The organism is Pseudomonas sp. P4795, from assembly GCF_048822895.1.
In the GTDB taxonomy this organism is placed as follows: Bacteria; Pseudomonadota; Gammaproteobacteria; order Pseudomonadales; family Pseudomonadaceae; genus Aquipseudomonas.
In genome coordinates, this window is record NZ_JBMFBT010000001.1 from 466,844 (window position 1) to 482,073 (window position 15,230).

The following is a 15,230-nucleotide window of genomic DNA, read 5'->3' on the forward strand; positions in this document are numbered from 1 at the left end:
GGTCTGTCAGCAAAAATATCAGCCCTGCCGGCCCAATCGCCGGCAAGCCAGCTCCCACAGTTTTTTCTCGGTGTTGGCGATGACGAGGGCTGCGAGGATTAGCGCCGTGGCGACGCCGAAGGTGATGTGCAAGCCGCTGGCAATCATGCTGGCAGGGGCTTGGGTCGGGTCGTCGGTAGCCCAGGCAAACACTGCGCCCATGGCCGCAGCGCCGGTGATCAGCCCGAGATTGCGCGCCAGTCCGAGTAGTGCCGATACCAGCCCGCGCTCATCGCGGCTGACATTGGCCATCAACCCGGTGCTATTGGCGGCCTGGAACAGCGCATAGCTCGCAGTGACCAAAGCAATTGGCAGCAAGTAGATGATCAGACCGAGCGACATCGGCAGCAATGCCAGCAACCCACAACCGCCACCCATCCCCAACAGCCCGACCTTAACCATGCGCGGTGCACCAAAGCGATCCACCAACCGCCCGGCCGGGACGCCGCCAAATGCAGCAACCAGCGGCCCGACCGACAACGCCAAACCCATCGCAGTCGCCTCCAGCCCGAGCCCACGCGTCAGGTAAAACGGCCCGACCACCAGCGTGGTCATCACCACCGTCGTCACCAGCAAAGTCATCGTCAGACTCGCGCCGAGCCGCGCATTTTTAAGCAACGACAAACGAATCAATGGCACCGCAACGTTGCTTTCGATGTAAACGAACAGCCCGGCCCCGCACAGGCTGATCAGCAGCAACCACAGACTGTCCTCAAGCGTCAGAGCCAGCGCATACGCCGCCAGGCTCAACACCAGAACCAGCGTGCCCGGGTGATCGAAACGCATCGCCTCCACGCTGATTTGATCCTTCGGCAAATAGCGATAAACCAAAAAAGCATTGAGCAACCCCAACGGCAGATTGATCAGAAAAATCCACGGCCAGCCGAACTGCGCAATCAACAACCCGCCCAACGAAGGCCCCAGCGTGGTACCAACCGCCGACATCGTGCCGAGCAACCCCATGGCACTCCCGGCCCGCGCTTTCCGTACAGCGTCGCCCACCAGCGCCATGGTCAACGCGAGCATGATCGCCGCGCCCAGCCCTTGAACCGCCCGCGCGCCGATCAACCACCAAAGACTCGGCGCCACCGCGCAGCACAACGAAGCAAGCGTGAAAATCCCGATGCCGGTCAGCAGTAACCTGCGCCGCCCAAGCAAATCCCCCAAGCGCCCGACGCTGACAATCAACGTGGTGACCGCCAACAAGTACGCGAGCACAATCCATTGCACCTGTTGGAACGATGCATCCAAAGCGGCGGCCAGCATCGGTAGCGCGGCGTTGGCGATGCTGGTGTCGAGCGCCGGCATCAGCATCGACAGGCACAGGCTGATCAATGCCCAACGCGCGGAATTTTTCAAAGTTGTTTGCGACATAAAGTGCTCTCGACACAGGAATGATGAAGAGCAGCCTATGACTCGACAGCACCAGGCGGAAGACGCATGCTTTGCACTCGATACCTGCATGAAACGCCATGTCATGAGCGCACCGGATCTGAACCTGTTGATCACCCTCGACGTATTGTTGCGCGAAGGCAGCGTCGCCCGCGCGGCCGAGCAGTTGCGCCTGAGTCCGTCAGCCATGAGCCGCGCCCTCGCCCGTCTGCGTGAAACCACTGGTGACCCGCTACTGGTTCGCGCGGGTCGCGGGCTGGTGCCAACCCCGCGCGCGCTGGAATTGCGCGAACGCGTCGCGCTGCTGGTGCAACAAGCCGAAGCGGTTTTGCGCCCCGCCGAAGTGCTCGATCTCAAACAGTTGCAGCGCACATTTACCCTGCGCAGTAGCGACGGCTTCGTTGAAACCTTCGCCGCCGCCCTGCTCGCGCGCATCGCATCTGACGCGCCAAATGTACGCCTGCGCTTCGTGCAAAAAACCGACAAGGACAGCACGCTGCTGCGCGACGGCCGGGTCGATCTGGAAACCGGCGTGGTCAGCGACAACACAGACGACAGCTTGCACAGCCGCATCCTGTTCCGCGACCGATTTATCGGCGTGGTGCGCGAGGGTCATGCATTGAGTGCGGTCAAGCTCAGCGCCAAACGCTACGCCGCCGGCGGACACGTACTTGTGTCACATCGAGGACGCAACAGCGGGCCAATAGACGAGGCATTGCAGGCACTGGGTTTGACCCGCGACATCGTCACCACCGTCAGCGGTTTTTCCGCCGCACTGGCACTGGTGCGCGATTCGGATCTGATCGCCAGCGTGCCCGAGCGTCACACCGCCAACCTGCGCGCCGGCGTGCACAGTTTCAACCTGCCGCTGCTGTTGCCGGACATCAACGTTTCGATGCTCTGGCACCCGCGCATGGATGCCGATCCGGCGCACCGCTGGCTGCGCAATCTAGTGCGCGAAATCTGCGCCTAACGCGCGTCGCCGTTCTTGGGTTTGTAGAACAGAAACCTGCCGGTCTCGGCGGTCTTGGTGTACTCCCTGGCCCAGCTCGGATGCACGTTACGGTCGTGGAAATATAACGCGCCGCGAGTGCGATCCTTGAGCTGACGGTTCAGTGCCTTGCCGGCGATTTTCTTGGCCAGGGTGTACTCGGCGTCCTCCTTGACCTGGTCCGAGCGGCCGTCGCACCACCAGGAAAACTGGCAGCTCCTGGTTTCCGAACCCTGCTTGACTACTTCGCAAACAGTGCCTGGAAACCCGTCGTGGCCGAGGCGGTTCATCACCACGCTGGCCACCGCTTCCATCTCGGGAGTGTTCCGGCCTTTGGCTTCCCAATAAATGCTGCGCGCCAGGCAGGTGATCGGATCGTCCAGCGGCGCGATGCCGGCCGGGTCGACGGCTTGCACCTCTTTCGGGGTGATGGCTTCGGATTTTGCTGCAGGCGGGGCGTTGGGTTTGTCAGCGGCTTTTTCTTCCAGCACCTGGGCCTTTTGTTCGGCCCTGGCTTTGATTGGCGCTTGATCGGTGGCGCTGGCAGCGCCGGTCAGCAGGGTTAACGCAAGACACACAAGAAAACCGTTCAATCGCATGATCGATTCTTCCGGAAGAGCCCGGTCCGGGCAAGTTGTTACGTGATTGAGACCCCCGGATTGCGGGGCCTGCGCAGAGTGTAGACGGCAAATACTGACCCAACCTCAAGCGCAAAAATTCCACGTTTCAAGCAAAAAATCCATTGCCCCAAACCGGGGCTTTTCGCGCATCATGGGCGCATTCAGCCCAAGGGAGATTTCCATGCGCTTCATGTCATCCGTTCTGCGATTTGCCGCGTTGTCCGTGGGCCTGGCGTTTGCCGCTTCGGCCATGGCCAGCGACGAATCGCAACTGGTCGAATCGATCAACAACTACCGCAGCCAACCGCAGCGTTGCGGCAGCCAAGCCTCCAACGAGTTGCCGCCACTGTCGGCCGACCCACGGCTGATTCTGTCCGCCAGCGGCGCCGTCGATTTGCAACAGGCGATGGCCCGCGCCAGTTACCCGATGGTCAACGTACAAGCCATCACCCTCAACGGCCCACGCGATGCGACGTCGGCGATGAAGGCGATTCAGGAGAGCTTCTGTCAGGTGGTGCTCGATCCACAGTTCGTCGATGTCGGCGTCAGCCATAACGATCGCGACTGGCGCATCGTGCTCGCGCGGCCGCTGCTGACGGCACGGCTTGGCGACGGGCAAACTGAAGGACAGAAATTGCTTGAGCAACTCAACGTTGCACGCAGTCAGCCGCGTCAGTGCGGCGGCCAGGCATTCGCCGCAACCACACCACTGGCGTGGAACGCGGTGCTCGGTGGCGCTGCCGAAAGCCACAGCCGGGCGATGGCCAACAACAACTTTCTCGACCACAAGGATCGCGACGGCCGCACCCCAGGCGACCGTGCGGAACTGGCCGGTTACAGCGGCCAACTGGTTGGCGAAAACATCGCTGCCGGGCAAGACACCGTGCGCAAAGTGGTCGACGGCTGGCTCGCCAGTCCGGGCCATTGCGCGAATTTGATGAACCCGCAATATCGCGAACTGGGCGCGGCGTATGCGACAGATCCGAAGAGCGACGCGGGGATTTACTGGACCGCGATGTTCGGCGCGCCATAACCCGCAAGCCCCTCACAAGGTATGTGTGCGGTGATTAATCCAGATGAGCCCAGGTCATGCGGAACGATGCCCCGCCCCACGCGGAATCGCCGACCTCAACCTGTCCGCCATGGGACTGCGACACGCGCCGCACCAGCGCCAGCCCCAGCCCGAAACCGCCGGTGCGGCGGTCGCGACTGGCGTCGAGGCGCGAGAACGGCTCAAAGATTTTTTCGCGCCCGTGCAGCGGCACCCCCGGCCCGTCGTCGTTGACCTGCACCACGTAATAATCGCCAGTGCGCACCAATGACACCTCGACGCGCTGTTCGGCATAGCGAATCGCATTGCGCAGCAGATTGATCACGGCGCGCGCCATGAACCGCGGTTCGATGCGTACATGCTCAAGCTCGCAGTCGCAAATCAGCAACTGCACCCCCGCCGCCTCGGCCTCTAGCGCGACACTGCCGACCACGCTGTCGAGCCAGTCGGCCGCCTGAATGTTCTCGCGAGTGATCACCGTGGCACCGCGCTCAAGGCTGGCGTAGGTCAATAGTTCGGAAACCATTTCCTCCAGTTCGCCAAGATCGGCGTACATATCGGCGATCAGCTCGCGGTTCTGATTTGGATCAGGTTGCTGCTTGAGCTGGTCGAGTTCGAACGACAAACGTGCAATCGGCGTGCGCAATTCGTGGGACACGGCGTTGGTCAGCTCGCGCTGGTTGGCGATCAGGCTTTCGATGCGTGCCGCCATCAAGTTGAAGTGTTCGGCCAGATCACGAATGTTCGAGCGCCTGGACAGTTGAATACGCGACGACAGGTCGTTGTCGCCAAAACGCTCGGCGGCCAGCCGCAGTTTCTCCAGATCGCGCCAGTGCGGGCGCACCCAGAAGAACATGACGAAACCGAGCAGTACCGCCAGCATCAGATACGCGCCGACAATGTAGAACGTCATCAGACTCGGCTCGGGCGGCAGCTTGATGCTCAGCACTTGCGACCCGCCGTCGATGTTGCTGATGAACTGGGTGTAATTGTCACGCGTGACCAACAGCCCTCGGGCCAGTTCGGCTTTTTCCTGTTCATCCAGCGCCAGTTGATCGGCCTCGACCAGACTCAGCGTCAACCCATAATGCGGACGCAAAGCCTCCAACTGCTGTTCACGAGCGGGGCCTTGCTGGTCGCGCATGTGCTCAATCAGCGACCAGGCCTGACCACGGACCGCCTCGCGGTTGTAGGCTTTCATCTGATTGTCGAGCAGCGCATTGAAGGTGTGCTCGACCGTCTGCAACGCCAGCACCAGGCCGACCGTCATCACCAGAAACAGCCCGAGAAATAACCGCAGCATCTACAACTCCCACGCGAACGGATTGAACAGGTATCCCTTGCCCCACACGGTCTTGATGCACACCGGTTCGCGAGGATTGTCCTTGAGCTTGTTGCGCAACTTGCTGATGTACACGTCGACGCTGCGATTCAGGCCATCGAAGGCGATGCCGCGCATGCGGTTGAGGATATCGTCGCGCGACAACACTTTGCCGGCGGCGCTCGCCAGCAGCCACAGCAGTTCGAATTCCATGGTGGTCATCTCCACCACTTCGCCGACCAGACGTACTTCGCGACAGCTGCGGTCGATGTTCAACTGGCCGAATTCCAGTGAATTGACTACACCGCTGTCCGGCACCTGGCGCCGTTGCAGTGCGCGCAAACGCGCGAGCAAAACCGGTGGTTTGATCGGTTTGATCACGTAATCGTCGGCGCCCGATTCCAGCCCGAGAATGTGATCGAGGTCGTCCTCTTTGGCGGTAAGGATGACGATTGGCGTATCCGACACACTGCGAATCTCCCGGCACACGTGCAGGCCGCTTTGCCCCGGCAGCATCAGGTCAAGCACTACCACTTTCGGCTGAAATTCGACAAACGCTGCCACCGCCAGATCGCCGCGATGCACCGTGCGCACTTCGTAGCCGTGCTGTTCGAGAAAATGCGCAATGAGTGTCGCGAGGCGCTCGTCGTCCTCCACCAGCAGGACTTTGCCAAAACCCAGGTTATCCATACCAACCGCCGCCAACTGCTTTTTGAAGTGGCTGGCATTATGGCTGCATTCACTGGCGAGACGTTTACCGCAGACAGCAAAAACCGGCCGCAAGGGCCGGTTTTCGATGATGTTTCATACTCTTAAGAGTTTTTAACAATCTTTGTAGGAGCTGCCGAAGGCTGCGATCTTTTGACGTTGCCCTTTACAAGCAAAATCAAGAGATCGCAGCCTGCGGCAGCTCCTACAGGGTTATGCGCTGGCTGGTACACCGCTGTGGAAGCGGAACTCGGCATCCGGCGATTCGATCAATTCCTGCTCGGCAGCGCGCACGCGTTCGATGACTTGCCCGATGTCCTTGGCGTCACCGTACTGATAAGCGAGTTTCAGGTAACCCTGATAATGCCGCGCTTCGCTTTTCAGCAGACCAAAGTAGAACTTGCCGAGCTCTTCATCCAGATGCGGCACCAGCGCTTCGAAACGCTCGCAACTGCGTGCTTCGATGAAAGCGCCGACCACCAGCGTATCGACCAGTTTCACCGGCTCGTGGCTGCGCACGACTTTGCGCAGGCTTGAGGCGTAACGGCCGGCGTGCAATTGACGCAGCTCGATCTTGCGCCGCTTCATGATGCGCATGACCTGTTCGTGGTGCACCAGCTCTTCCCGGGCCAGACGCGACATCATGTTGATCAGATCGACGTGGGAGTGGTACTTGGCGATCAGGCTCAACGCGGTGCTGGCGGCCTTGAACTCGCAGTTCTTGTGGTCGATCAGCAGGGTTTCCTGGTCGGCCAGTGCGGCTTGCACCCAGGCATCGGGCGTGCGGCAGCCAAGGAATTCGTGGATTTCGGGAAAGATCATCAGGCTCACGGCTAAAGGTGTTCGAGCGAAGGGCGCCGATTATACCGGCCTGCCCGCAGACCACCAGTCGCCCGCGTTGATATGCATCAACTCGCGGGCACGGGCGCAGCAACTATAGTTGTGCAACGCCGTGTTTTTTCTTTGCTGGAGACTCCGCTCATGCAAGCCATTCGCAGCATCCTGGTGGTCATCGAACCCGAACACGCCGAGAGCCTGGCGCTCAAGCGCGCCAAGCTGATCGCCGGGGTGACCTCAGCCCATTTGCACCTGCTGGTGTGCGACAAGAAGCACGACCATGCCGGCATGCTCGGCGTGCTCAAATCGGCGCTGCTGGCGGATGGTTACAGCGTGACCACCGAGCAGGCGTGGAACGAGAGCCTGCATGAAACCATCGTTGACGTGCAGCAGGCCGAGGGTTGCGGGCTGGTAATCAAACAGCATTTCCCCGACAGCGCGCTGAAAAAAGCCCTGCTGACCCCGGCGGACTGGAAGCTGTTGCGCCACTGCCCTACCCCGGTTTTGCTGGTAAAAACCTCTGGATCGTGGAAGGACAAGGTGATTCTGGCCGCAGTTGATGTGGGCAATACCGATGGCGAGCATCGCCATTTGCACGCCGGCATCATCGACCATGGCTTTGACATTGCGGCTCTGGCCAAGGGGCATTTGCATGTGATTGCCGCTCATCCGTCGCCGATGCTTTCGGCCGCTGACCCTGCATTGCAGTTGAGTGAAACCATCGAAGCGCGATATCGCGAGCAATGTCGGGCGTTTCAGGCTGAATTCGATATTGACGATGCACGCCTGCACATCGAGGAAGGCCCGGCGGATGTGTTGATACCGTTCATGGCGCACAAGCTGCAAGCGGCGGTGACGGTGATTGGTACGGTAGCGCGCACCGGTTTGTCTGGCGCGTTGATCGGCAATACTGCCGAGGTCGTGCTGGATGCGCTGGAGAGTGATGTGCTGGTGCTCAAACCGCAGGAGGTTGAGGATCATTTGGTGGAATTGGCGGTGAAGCATTAAAGATCAAAAGATCGCAGCCTCCGGCAGCTCCTACATGAGGATATTGTAGGAGCTGCCGCAGGCTGCGATCTTTTGACTTTCAAGCGCCGAAGGCATCCCTGAGGAAACCCGGTGCTATGTAGCGCTGATAATGCGCTTCCGACAGCAGGAAAAATTCCCGATCAATGGCATCGCGCAATTCCGGCAGATTCCACTCGCGAAACTCCGGCAGCAACACCATTCCGTAGGCTTCCAGATTAATGATCACCCGCGCACCCCGGGCGATCAGCTGATAAGCCCAACAATACTCAGACTGATGCGGCACAAAGCGGATCTTGCGCTGCTCAAGCTGCTGACGCAGCAGATCGCGGTCGAACACCTCGACCTTGCTCTCCATTACTTGTGACAGCAGTTGCTCCAGACGCAGCCACACCGCGCGCTTTTCCTCCTCGTTGTAACCATTCCAATTGATCACTTCGTGGTGAAAACGCTTGCAGCCACGGCACACCAGATCACCGTAAACGGTGGAGCAAAGGCCGACGCAGGGGGTCTTGATGGTCTGATTGGGCATAAATGGGCAAAACACTGCAACGCGGAACAGGCCGGCATGTTAGCCCTTTGTCGGGCATTGATCACCCCTCAAACATCAGGGCTTAGCGCACAAAACGGACTTTGCCCCGCCGACGCGGCCCGCCACCAAAGTCCAATAGAGCGCGACTTACCTTTAAATTTTTTTTGCCGTAGAATCAGCCAGCCTTTTAAGGCGCAAATGTCCGTTAGAAGCTGTTTTCAAAGCGTCACGAGCACAGTCGTTCCTTCAGAACGGTGTTGGCGAAGGGTTTTTCCAGCGGGGAAAAATCCGACGCCAACCCTCATCAGCTCCACGTTCTGCAGGCGTAAAACTTTGAAAGCAGCTTCTGTAAGGAATGCCCGGTAATTCTGGCCAAGCGGCGCACAACGCCGCGCGGCGCATGAGTACGTGCATTTCGCGACGAGCGTCCCGGACACCCATTTGGGACCACTGATGAGGGTAATAACTGTGCTTGAAGCCTACCGCAAACATATCGAAGAGCGTGCAGCACTGGGTATTGTTCCCCAGCCGCTTAACGCCGAACAAACAGCCGGCCTGGTCGAGCTGTTGAAGAATCCTCCGGCTGGCGAAGAAGCTTTCCTCGTTGACCTGATCACCAATCGCATTCCGCCAGGCGTGGACGAAGCGGCCTACGTCAAGGCCGGCTTTCTGTCTGCTCTGGCCAAGGGCGAAGTCTCCTCCCCTCTGCTGGACAAAAAGCGCGCTGTAGAACTGCTCGGCACCATGCAGGGCGGCTACAACATCGTGACCCTGGTTGACCTGCTGGACGATGCCGAACTGGCACCAGTCGCTGCCGCGCAACTCAAGCACACCCTGCTGATGTTCGACGCGTTCCACGACGTGGCCGAAAAAGCCAAGAACGGCAACGCTCACGCTCAAGGCGTGCTGCAGTCCTGGGCTGACGGCGAGTGGTTCAAGAACCGTCCGACCCTGGCCGACAAGATCAGCCTGCGCGTATTCAAGGTCACCGGCGAAACCAACACCGACGACCTGTCGCCGGCGCCGGATGCCTGGTCGCGTCCTGACATCCCGCTGCACGCCCTGGCCATGCTGAAAATGGCTCGTGACGGCATCGTGCCTGATCAGCAAGGCGCCATCGGCCCGATGAAGCAGATCGAGGAAATGCGCGGTCAAGGCTTCCCGATCGCCTACGTCGGTGACGTGGTCGGTACTGGTTCGTCGCGTAAATCGGCAACCAACTCGGTACTGTGGTTCTTCGGCGACGACGTGCCTTTCGTTCCGAACAAGCGTGCCGGCGGTTTCTGCTTCGGCAGCAAGATCGCTCCAATCTTCTACAACACCATGGAAGATGCCGGCGCACTGCCAATCGAATTCGACGTTTCCAACATGCACATGGGCGACGTGATCGACCTGTACCCGCATGCTGGCAAAGTCTGCAAACACGGTACCGACGAAGTCCTGACCACCTTCGAAATGAAGACTCCGGTGCTGTTGGACGAAGTCCGTGCTGGCGGCCGTATTCCGCTGATCATCGGCCGCGGCCTGACCGAGAAGGCTCGCGCCGAGCTGGGTCTGCCACCGTTCGACCTGTTCAAAAAGCCTGATGCACCGATCGAAAGCACCAAGGGTTTCACCCTGGCGCAGAAGATGGTCGGCAAGGCTTGCGGTCTGGCAGAAGGCAAAGGCGTTCGTCCTGGCACCTACTGCGAACCGAAGATGACCACCGTAGGTTCTCAGGACACCACCGGTCCAATGACCCGTGACGAACTGAAAGACCTGGCGTGCCTGGGCTTCTCCGCTGATCTGGTGATGCAGTCGTTCTGCCACACCGCGGCTTATCCAAAGCCGATCGACGTGACCACCCACCACACCCTGCCTGACTTCATCATGACCCGCGGCGGCGTTTCCCTGCGTCCGGGCGACGGCATCATCCACTCGTGGCTGAACCGCATGCTGCTGCCGGACACCGTCGGTACCGGTGGTGACTCGCACACCCGTTTCCCGATGGGCATCTCGTTCCCGGCCGGTTCCGGTCTGGTCGCGTTCGCCGCTGCCACCGGCGTCATGCCGCTGGACATGCCGGAATCGATCCTGGTGCGCTTCAAAGGCAAGATGAAACCTGGCATCACCCTGCGTGACCTGGTGCATGCGATTCCTTACTTCGCCATCCAGAACGGTCTGCTGACTGTCGAGAAGAAAGGCAAGAAAAACGCCTTCTCCGGCCGCATCCTGGAAATCGAAGGCCTGGAAGGCCTGACGCTGGAACAGGCTTTCGAACTGTCCGACGCGTCGGCTGAACGTTCTGCTGCCGGCTGCACCATCAAGCTGTCGAAAGAGTCGATCACCGAGTACCTGAACTCGAACATCACCCTGCTGCGCTGGATGATCGGCGAAGGCTACGGCGATGCACGTACCCTGGAACGTCGCGCACAAGCGATGGAAGCCTGGGTTGCCAACCCGGAACTGATGGAAGCCGATGCCGACGCCGAATACGCCGAAATCATCGAAATTGATCTGGCCGACATCAACGAGCCTGTGCTCTGCGCACCGAACGATCCGGACGACGCCCGTCTGCTGTCCAGCGTTGCTGGCGAGAAGATCGACGAAGTGTTCATCGGTTCGTGCATGACCAACATAGGTCACTTCCGCGCTGCCGGCAAGTTGCTGGAACAGGTCAAAGGTCAGCTGCCAACCCGTCTGTGGCTGTCGCCGCCGACCAAGATGGACGCTCACCAACTGACCGAAGAAGGCTACTACGGCATCTACGGCAAGGCTGGCGCGCGCATGGAAATGCCGGGCTGCTCGCTGTGCATGGGTAACCAGGCACGTGTAGAGCCGAACGCGACCGTGGTGTCGACTTCGACCCGTAACTTCCCGAACCGTCTGGGCGACGGCGCGAACGTCTACCTGGCCTCGGCCGAGCTGGCGTCCGTGGCTTCGATCCTGGGTCGCCTGCCGACCGTCGAGGAATACATGGAATACGCTGGCAAGATCGACAGCATGGCGGCCGACGTTTACCGCTACCTGTCCTTCGACCAGATCGCCGAGTTCCGTGAAGCTGCTGCGAACGCCAACATCCCGGTCGTTCAAGCCTAACGCTACAACGCAATGAAAAACGCCGCCCATCGTGAGATGAGCGGCGTTTTTTTATGCCTGCTGGAAAGTCGCCGCCTGCTCCGGCCGCATCGCTGGCAAGTCGAATCGTCGCACCGCAGCTCCCACAGTTTTTGATTCGCGTACAACCCATGCGGCAAAGCCGCCCCACTCAACACAATGAGCGTTAGCTCGAGTGCAGCTCTTGATCGAGAGCGCCCGTCGGCAGGCTGAGTGGAGGGATTGATCCGGGGGTGGGAGCGCAGCGACCGTTTGGCGAAGCCAAACACATCGAGAGGAGGTGCAGCGCAGCAAACCGGAGGCGATGCGCCCGGAACAATTCCGGAGCGAAGGAACCCGAGCCCCAGCGAGGGCCGAACGTCAGGGTAAAGCCTTTTGGGTTACCTTTTCGGCGTCTGGAAAAGGTGACCCTCCGTAAGGGCGGAACCCCAAGAAGCCGTCACCGCAGCAATGGATATGTACTCAGCCAGAAAAAACCCATCGCCAGCACCGATAAAACAGGCGCAAAAAAGGCCGACCTGCGATGCAGATCGGCCTTTCTTGATTCGCCAGATCAGACCAAAATTTGCGCCTGTCAGTTAAGCAGTCAGCGAGTAGATCAACGCAGAAATCGCCACCAGGCCAACTGCGGTGACAAACACGTTCGATGCCTGGCCGCGATAGCGGGCCATCGCCGGCACTTTGCGGATGGCGTACATCGGCATCAGGAACAGGATCGCCGCGATCACCGGGCCACCCACGGTTTCGATCATGCCGAGGATGCTCGGGTTGAGCGTGGCAACGATCCAGCACACCACCAGCATGAACGCCGCCACAATGCGATCCAGCGCCTTGGCACTTGGACGCTTGCCGCTTTTGACGATCAGGCCTTTCAAGCCTTCGCTGGCACCGATGTAGTGACCGAGGAACGACTTGGAGATCGCCACGAACGCAATCAACGGCGCGGCGAACGCGATGGTCGGGTTACTGAAGTGGTTGGCCAGGTACGACAGGATCGACAGGTTCTGCGCCTTGGCTTCGGCCAGTTGCTCTGGCGTCAGGGTCAGTACGCAACTGAACACGAAGAACAGCACCATCCCGACCATCAGCAAATGTGCACGGCAGAGGATCTGCGAGCTGCGCTCTTGGGCGTGGACGCCGTAGCGGCGCTTCTGATCAACCGCAAACGCCGAGATGATCGGCGAGTGGTTGAACGAGAAGACCATCACCGGAATCGCCAGCCACAACGTGTGCAGCAGCGCGGACGGCGCCGGCACTTGCGAAACGGTGCTGAGGATGCCGCCGTTCCAGTGCGGAATCAGGTACACCGCCAGAAACAGCAGCGCGACGATAAACGGGTAAACCATCAGGCTCATGGCCTTGACGATTACCTGCTCACCGCAACGCACCACGGCCAGCAAACCGAGAATCAACCCGAACGAGAGCAACGCGCGCGGTGGCGGCGTGATGTGCAGTTGATGTTCGAGGAAACTGGCGACCGTGTTGGTCAGGCCGACGCTGTAAATCAGCAGGATCGGGAAAATTGCGAAGAAGTACAGCAAGGTGATCAGCGCGCCGGCCTTGATGCCGAAATGCTGCTCCACCACTTCCGTGATGTCGGCGCCTTCGCGACCGGAGAGCACGAAGCGGGTCAGACCGCGGTGTGCGTAGAACGTCATGGGGAATGCCAACAGCGCCAGAATCACCAGCGGCCAAAAGCCTCCAAGACCCGCATTGATCGGCAAAAACAGGGTACCGGCGCCGATGGCCGTCCCGAACAGTCCCAACATCCAGGTAGTGTCATGGCGATTCCAGCTCGACAGTTCAGCTGGTGCTGCCGCTTCATAGCGTTCGTCGACGCTATTGGCCTGATCATTCATCCGGTCGGATCTCCGCATTCCGGTCACTTGCCACTCGGTCAGGACGCGTCGGAAAAAACCGACAGACATGCTCCGGCCGAAACAGGGGCGCGATTCTCCGTGATAAATCAGCAGAAGCAAAGACTTAGCTGAGGAATGGTTGTGCGGAGCAGATCGGAGGGGTGTCGTTTTTGGTGAAATAGCTGTCGGCCACGGATACGCACAGTGTCGGTTTCCGACATGTTGCGGCATCGCATTGGCTCATCACGCGCGATCAGAACGATCGGCCCAACATGAAGCCAAGGCAAACGCAAAACATGCCGAAACCTAACAGCACCCAGAATCTAGACATGTTCTCCTTGTCTTCAAGGCGCATTGCCTGGACATACTCCTCGAGCTCTCGATCCATTTGCTCTCCACGAGCTTTGACGTCATAGGTACTCATTTTGATTTTTCCTTTTCAGGTTATGGGGCTGACGAGTGGTGTGAATAATTCAAAATTTGAGTGCAAACCCTGCTACAGCGACGAATGCGACTAACACTCCGCCCATTACTGCGATGGATACAAATTCGTCTCCCACCTCAGCTTTCTTTCTTCCGTCAGAAGCTTCTTTGTCTCAACCGCGATTTTCCGCACTTCTTTTTGTAGCCTTTCGAGTTCCAGATTTTCACGATCATCCTGCAGCATTGGCCTTCCTTGGCTTTGATGGTTACCGCTCGGGCTGCGATTCCATCCTGGACCGCACTGCCCTTTCCGCCCGGTGATAATTTCGTATTCGTCCCCTGAAGACTAGCGGGCAAAGCCATCAGCATGCGTAGGCAAAATCCGTGCTTTGTGTAAGCACGCTCCGAGGACAACCACTAGCGAAACTTCCGACAAACATTCCAGACCAAACGGCCTTTCAATTCAGCCTGAATACGCAACTGGGCATTCGGCTGGAAGATGTGTTCATCGATTTGGTGGAAGTGAAGAAACAGAACTGGTCGCTCGGCAACGGCCTCGCCCAATATGCCAGTTGACACCTGCGTGACGCCGCCAGCATGATCGGCCCCATGAACCTTTGCGCGCTGCACCTCACCCGTACCACCACGACCGCCACCGGCGGGTCGTGGTGTTGCTGCCTGAGGTAAAACCAGCGCAGCAAACCCAAGGCCCCGCCAGCAATGGACGGGGCCTTGTTGTTTCTCCCGTCCGTGCGGCAGCTGTAGCTATTACCCCGCTCGTCACTCAAGGAGAAACACCATGTCCGCAGCATTGTTGATCATCGATATGCAGGTCGGCCTGTTCCACGGCCCGGAACAGCCTTTTAACGGCGAACGCGTTCTCGCCAACATCCAGCACTTGATCGCGCAGGCACGCGAAAAAAATGTGCCGATCTTCGCGGTGCGCCACACAGGCCCGCTGAACTCGCCAATTGCCGCTGGCAGCCCGCTATGGCAATTGCTGCCGGAGCTGAATCTGAACGCTGAAGTCGACAGCCTTTTCGACAAGTTCCGCCCCAACGCCTTTCACGGCACAGCACTCGAACAGCAACTCAAAGCAGCGCAGATCGATGACCTGTATATCGTCGGCATGAAAAGCCAGTTCTGCATCGACAGCACCTGCCGCACCGCCGCTGACCTGGGCTTCAAGCCGTTGCTGGTTGCCGATGCCCACACTTGCATGGACACCCCCGTGCTGTCCGCTCGGGCGATCATCGAGCACCATAACGCATCCCTCGGTGCAGCCTACGCACGGTTGATCATCAGCGCAGAGGTTGCCTTCTAATGGCAGATTCT

Annotated in this window: 13 protein-coding genes and 1 pseudogene; 6 read left to right on the forward strand and 8 right to left on the reverse strand. The window is 59.4% G+C overall.

Going from position 1 to position 15,230, the window contains the following annotated elements:
* Positions 1–18: 18 nt before the first annotated feature.
* The gene (locus tag ACOI8A_RS02070; protein ID WP_420649620.1) at positions 19–1,413 is read right to left on the reverse strand and encodes an MFS transporter; all 1,395 of its coding nucleotides are present in this window, start codon (positions 1,411–1,413) and stop codon (positions 19–21) included.
* A 103-nt stretch (positions 1,414–1,516) separates the two neighbouring features.
* On the opposite strand from ACOI8A_RS02070, the gene ACOI8A_RS02075 reads away from it, so the two are divergent.
* A complete protein-coding gene (locus ACOI8A_RS02075; protein ID WP_420649772.1) occupies positions 1,517–2,404 on the forward strand; it encodes a LysR family transcriptional regulator in 888 nt (295 codons plus the stop codon).
* Here ACOI8A_RS02075 and ACOI8A_RS02080 read toward each other — a convergent pair.
* Entirely contained in the window at positions 2,401–3,021 is a 621-nt protein-coding gene (locus ACOI8A_RS02080; protein WP_420649619.1) for a cell wall hydrolase, read from the reverse strand. The two genes, ACOI8A_RS02075 and ACOI8A_RS02080, sit on opposite strands and share 4 nt — an antisense overlap.
* Before the next feature lie 202 nt (positions 3,022–3,223).
* Here ACOI8A_RS02080 and ACOI8A_RS02085 point away from each other — a divergent pair, with 202 nt between their 5' ends.
* Positions 3,224–4,075, forward strand: a complete 852-nt coding sequence (locus ACOI8A_RS02085; RefSeq protein ID WP_420649618.1) for a CAP domain-containing protein — start codon at positions 3,224–3,226, stop codon at positions 4,073–4,075.
* 34 nt (positions 4,076–4,109) lie between these two features.
* On the opposite strand, the gene ACOI8A_RS02090 is transcribed toward ACOI8A_RS02085, so the two are convergent.
* The 3 genes from ACOI8A_RS02090 to ACOI8A_RS02100 form a co-directional block, all read right to left on the reverse strand.
* Entirely contained in the window at positions 4,110–5,396 is a 1,287-nt protein-coding gene (locus ACOI8A_RS02090) for an ATP-binding protein (protein WP_420651256.1), read from the reverse strand.
* Complete coding sequence (locus tag ACOI8A_RS02095; protein ID WP_420649616.1) at positions 5,397–6,104, reverse strand: response regulator; 708 nt, start codon at positions 6,102–6,104, stop codon at positions 5,397–5,399.
* A gap of 231 nt (positions 6,105–6,335) precedes the next feature.
* Positions 6,336–6,944 (reverse strand): tRNA-(ms[2]io[6]A)-hydroxylase, encoded by a 609-nt coding sequence (locus ACOI8A_RS02100; protein WP_420649771.1) that lies wholly within the window; start codon positions 6,942–6,944, stop codon positions 6,336–6,338.
* 159 nt (positions 6,945–7,103) lie between these two features.
* Between ACOI8A_RS02100 and ACOI8A_RS02105 the strand changes: the two genes are divergently transcribed.
* Complete coding sequence (locus tag ACOI8A_RS02105; RefSeq protein WP_420649615.1) at positions 7,104–7,967, forward strand: universal stress protein; 864 nt, start codon at positions 7,104–7,106, stop codon at positions 7,965–7,967.
* Positions 7,968–8,046: 79 nt separating this feature from the next.
* On the opposite strand, the gene ACOI8A_RS02110 is transcribed toward ACOI8A_RS02105, so the two are convergent.
* On the reverse strand, positions 8,047–8,517 hold the full coding sequence (locus tag ACOI8A_RS02110; protein ID WP_420649614.1) for a DUF1289 domain-containing protein: 471 nt from the start codon (positions 8,515–8,517) through the stop codon (positions 8,047–8,049).
* A 468-nt stretch (positions 8,518–8,985) separates the two neighbouring features.
* Here ACOI8A_RS02110 and acnB point away from each other — a divergent pair, with 468 nt between their 5' ends.
* Positions 8,986–11,595: a bifunctional aconitate hydratase 2/2-methylisocitrate dehydratase gene (acnB, locus tag ACOI8A_RS02115; protein WP_420649770.1), complete on the forward strand. Its 2,610-nt coding sequence runs from the start codon at positions 8,986–8,988 to the stop codon at positions 11,593–11,595.
* A gap of 596 nt (positions 11,596–12,191) precedes the next feature.
* On the opposite strand, the gene ACOI8A_RS02120 is transcribed toward acnB, so the two are convergent.
* Positions 12,192–13,472 (reverse strand): HAAAP family serine/threonine permease, encoded by a 1,281-nt coding sequence (locus ACOI8A_RS02120; protein WP_420649613.1) that lies wholly within the window; start codon positions 13,470–13,472, stop codon positions 12,192–12,194.
* Between the two features lie 253 nt (positions 13,473–13,725).
* Positions 13,726–13,896 carry a hypothetical protein gene (locus tag ACOI8A_RS02125; RefSeq protein WP_420649612.1) on the reverse strand — a complete coding sequence of 57 codons (171 nt, stop codon included), beginning with the start codon at positions 13,894–13,896 and terminating at the stop codon, positions 13,726–13,728.
* Between the two features lie 464 nt (positions 13,897–14,360).
* Here ACOI8A_RS02125 and ACOI8A_RS02130 point away from each other — a divergent pair.
* Together ACOI8A_RS02130 and ACOI8A_RS02135 are read left to right on the forward strand one after the other, a co-directional pair.
* Positions 14,361–14,471 (forward strand): annotated as a pseudogene (locus tag ACOI8A_RS02130) (tautomerase family protein); the annotation flags it as partial.
* Between the two features lie 223 nt (positions 14,472–14,694).
* A complete protein-coding gene (locus ACOI8A_RS02135) occupies positions 14,695–15,219 on the forward strand; it encodes a cysteine hydrolase family protein (protein ID WP_420649611.1) in 525 nt (174 codons plus the stop codon).
* Positions 15,220–15,230: the final 11 nt, after the last annotated feature.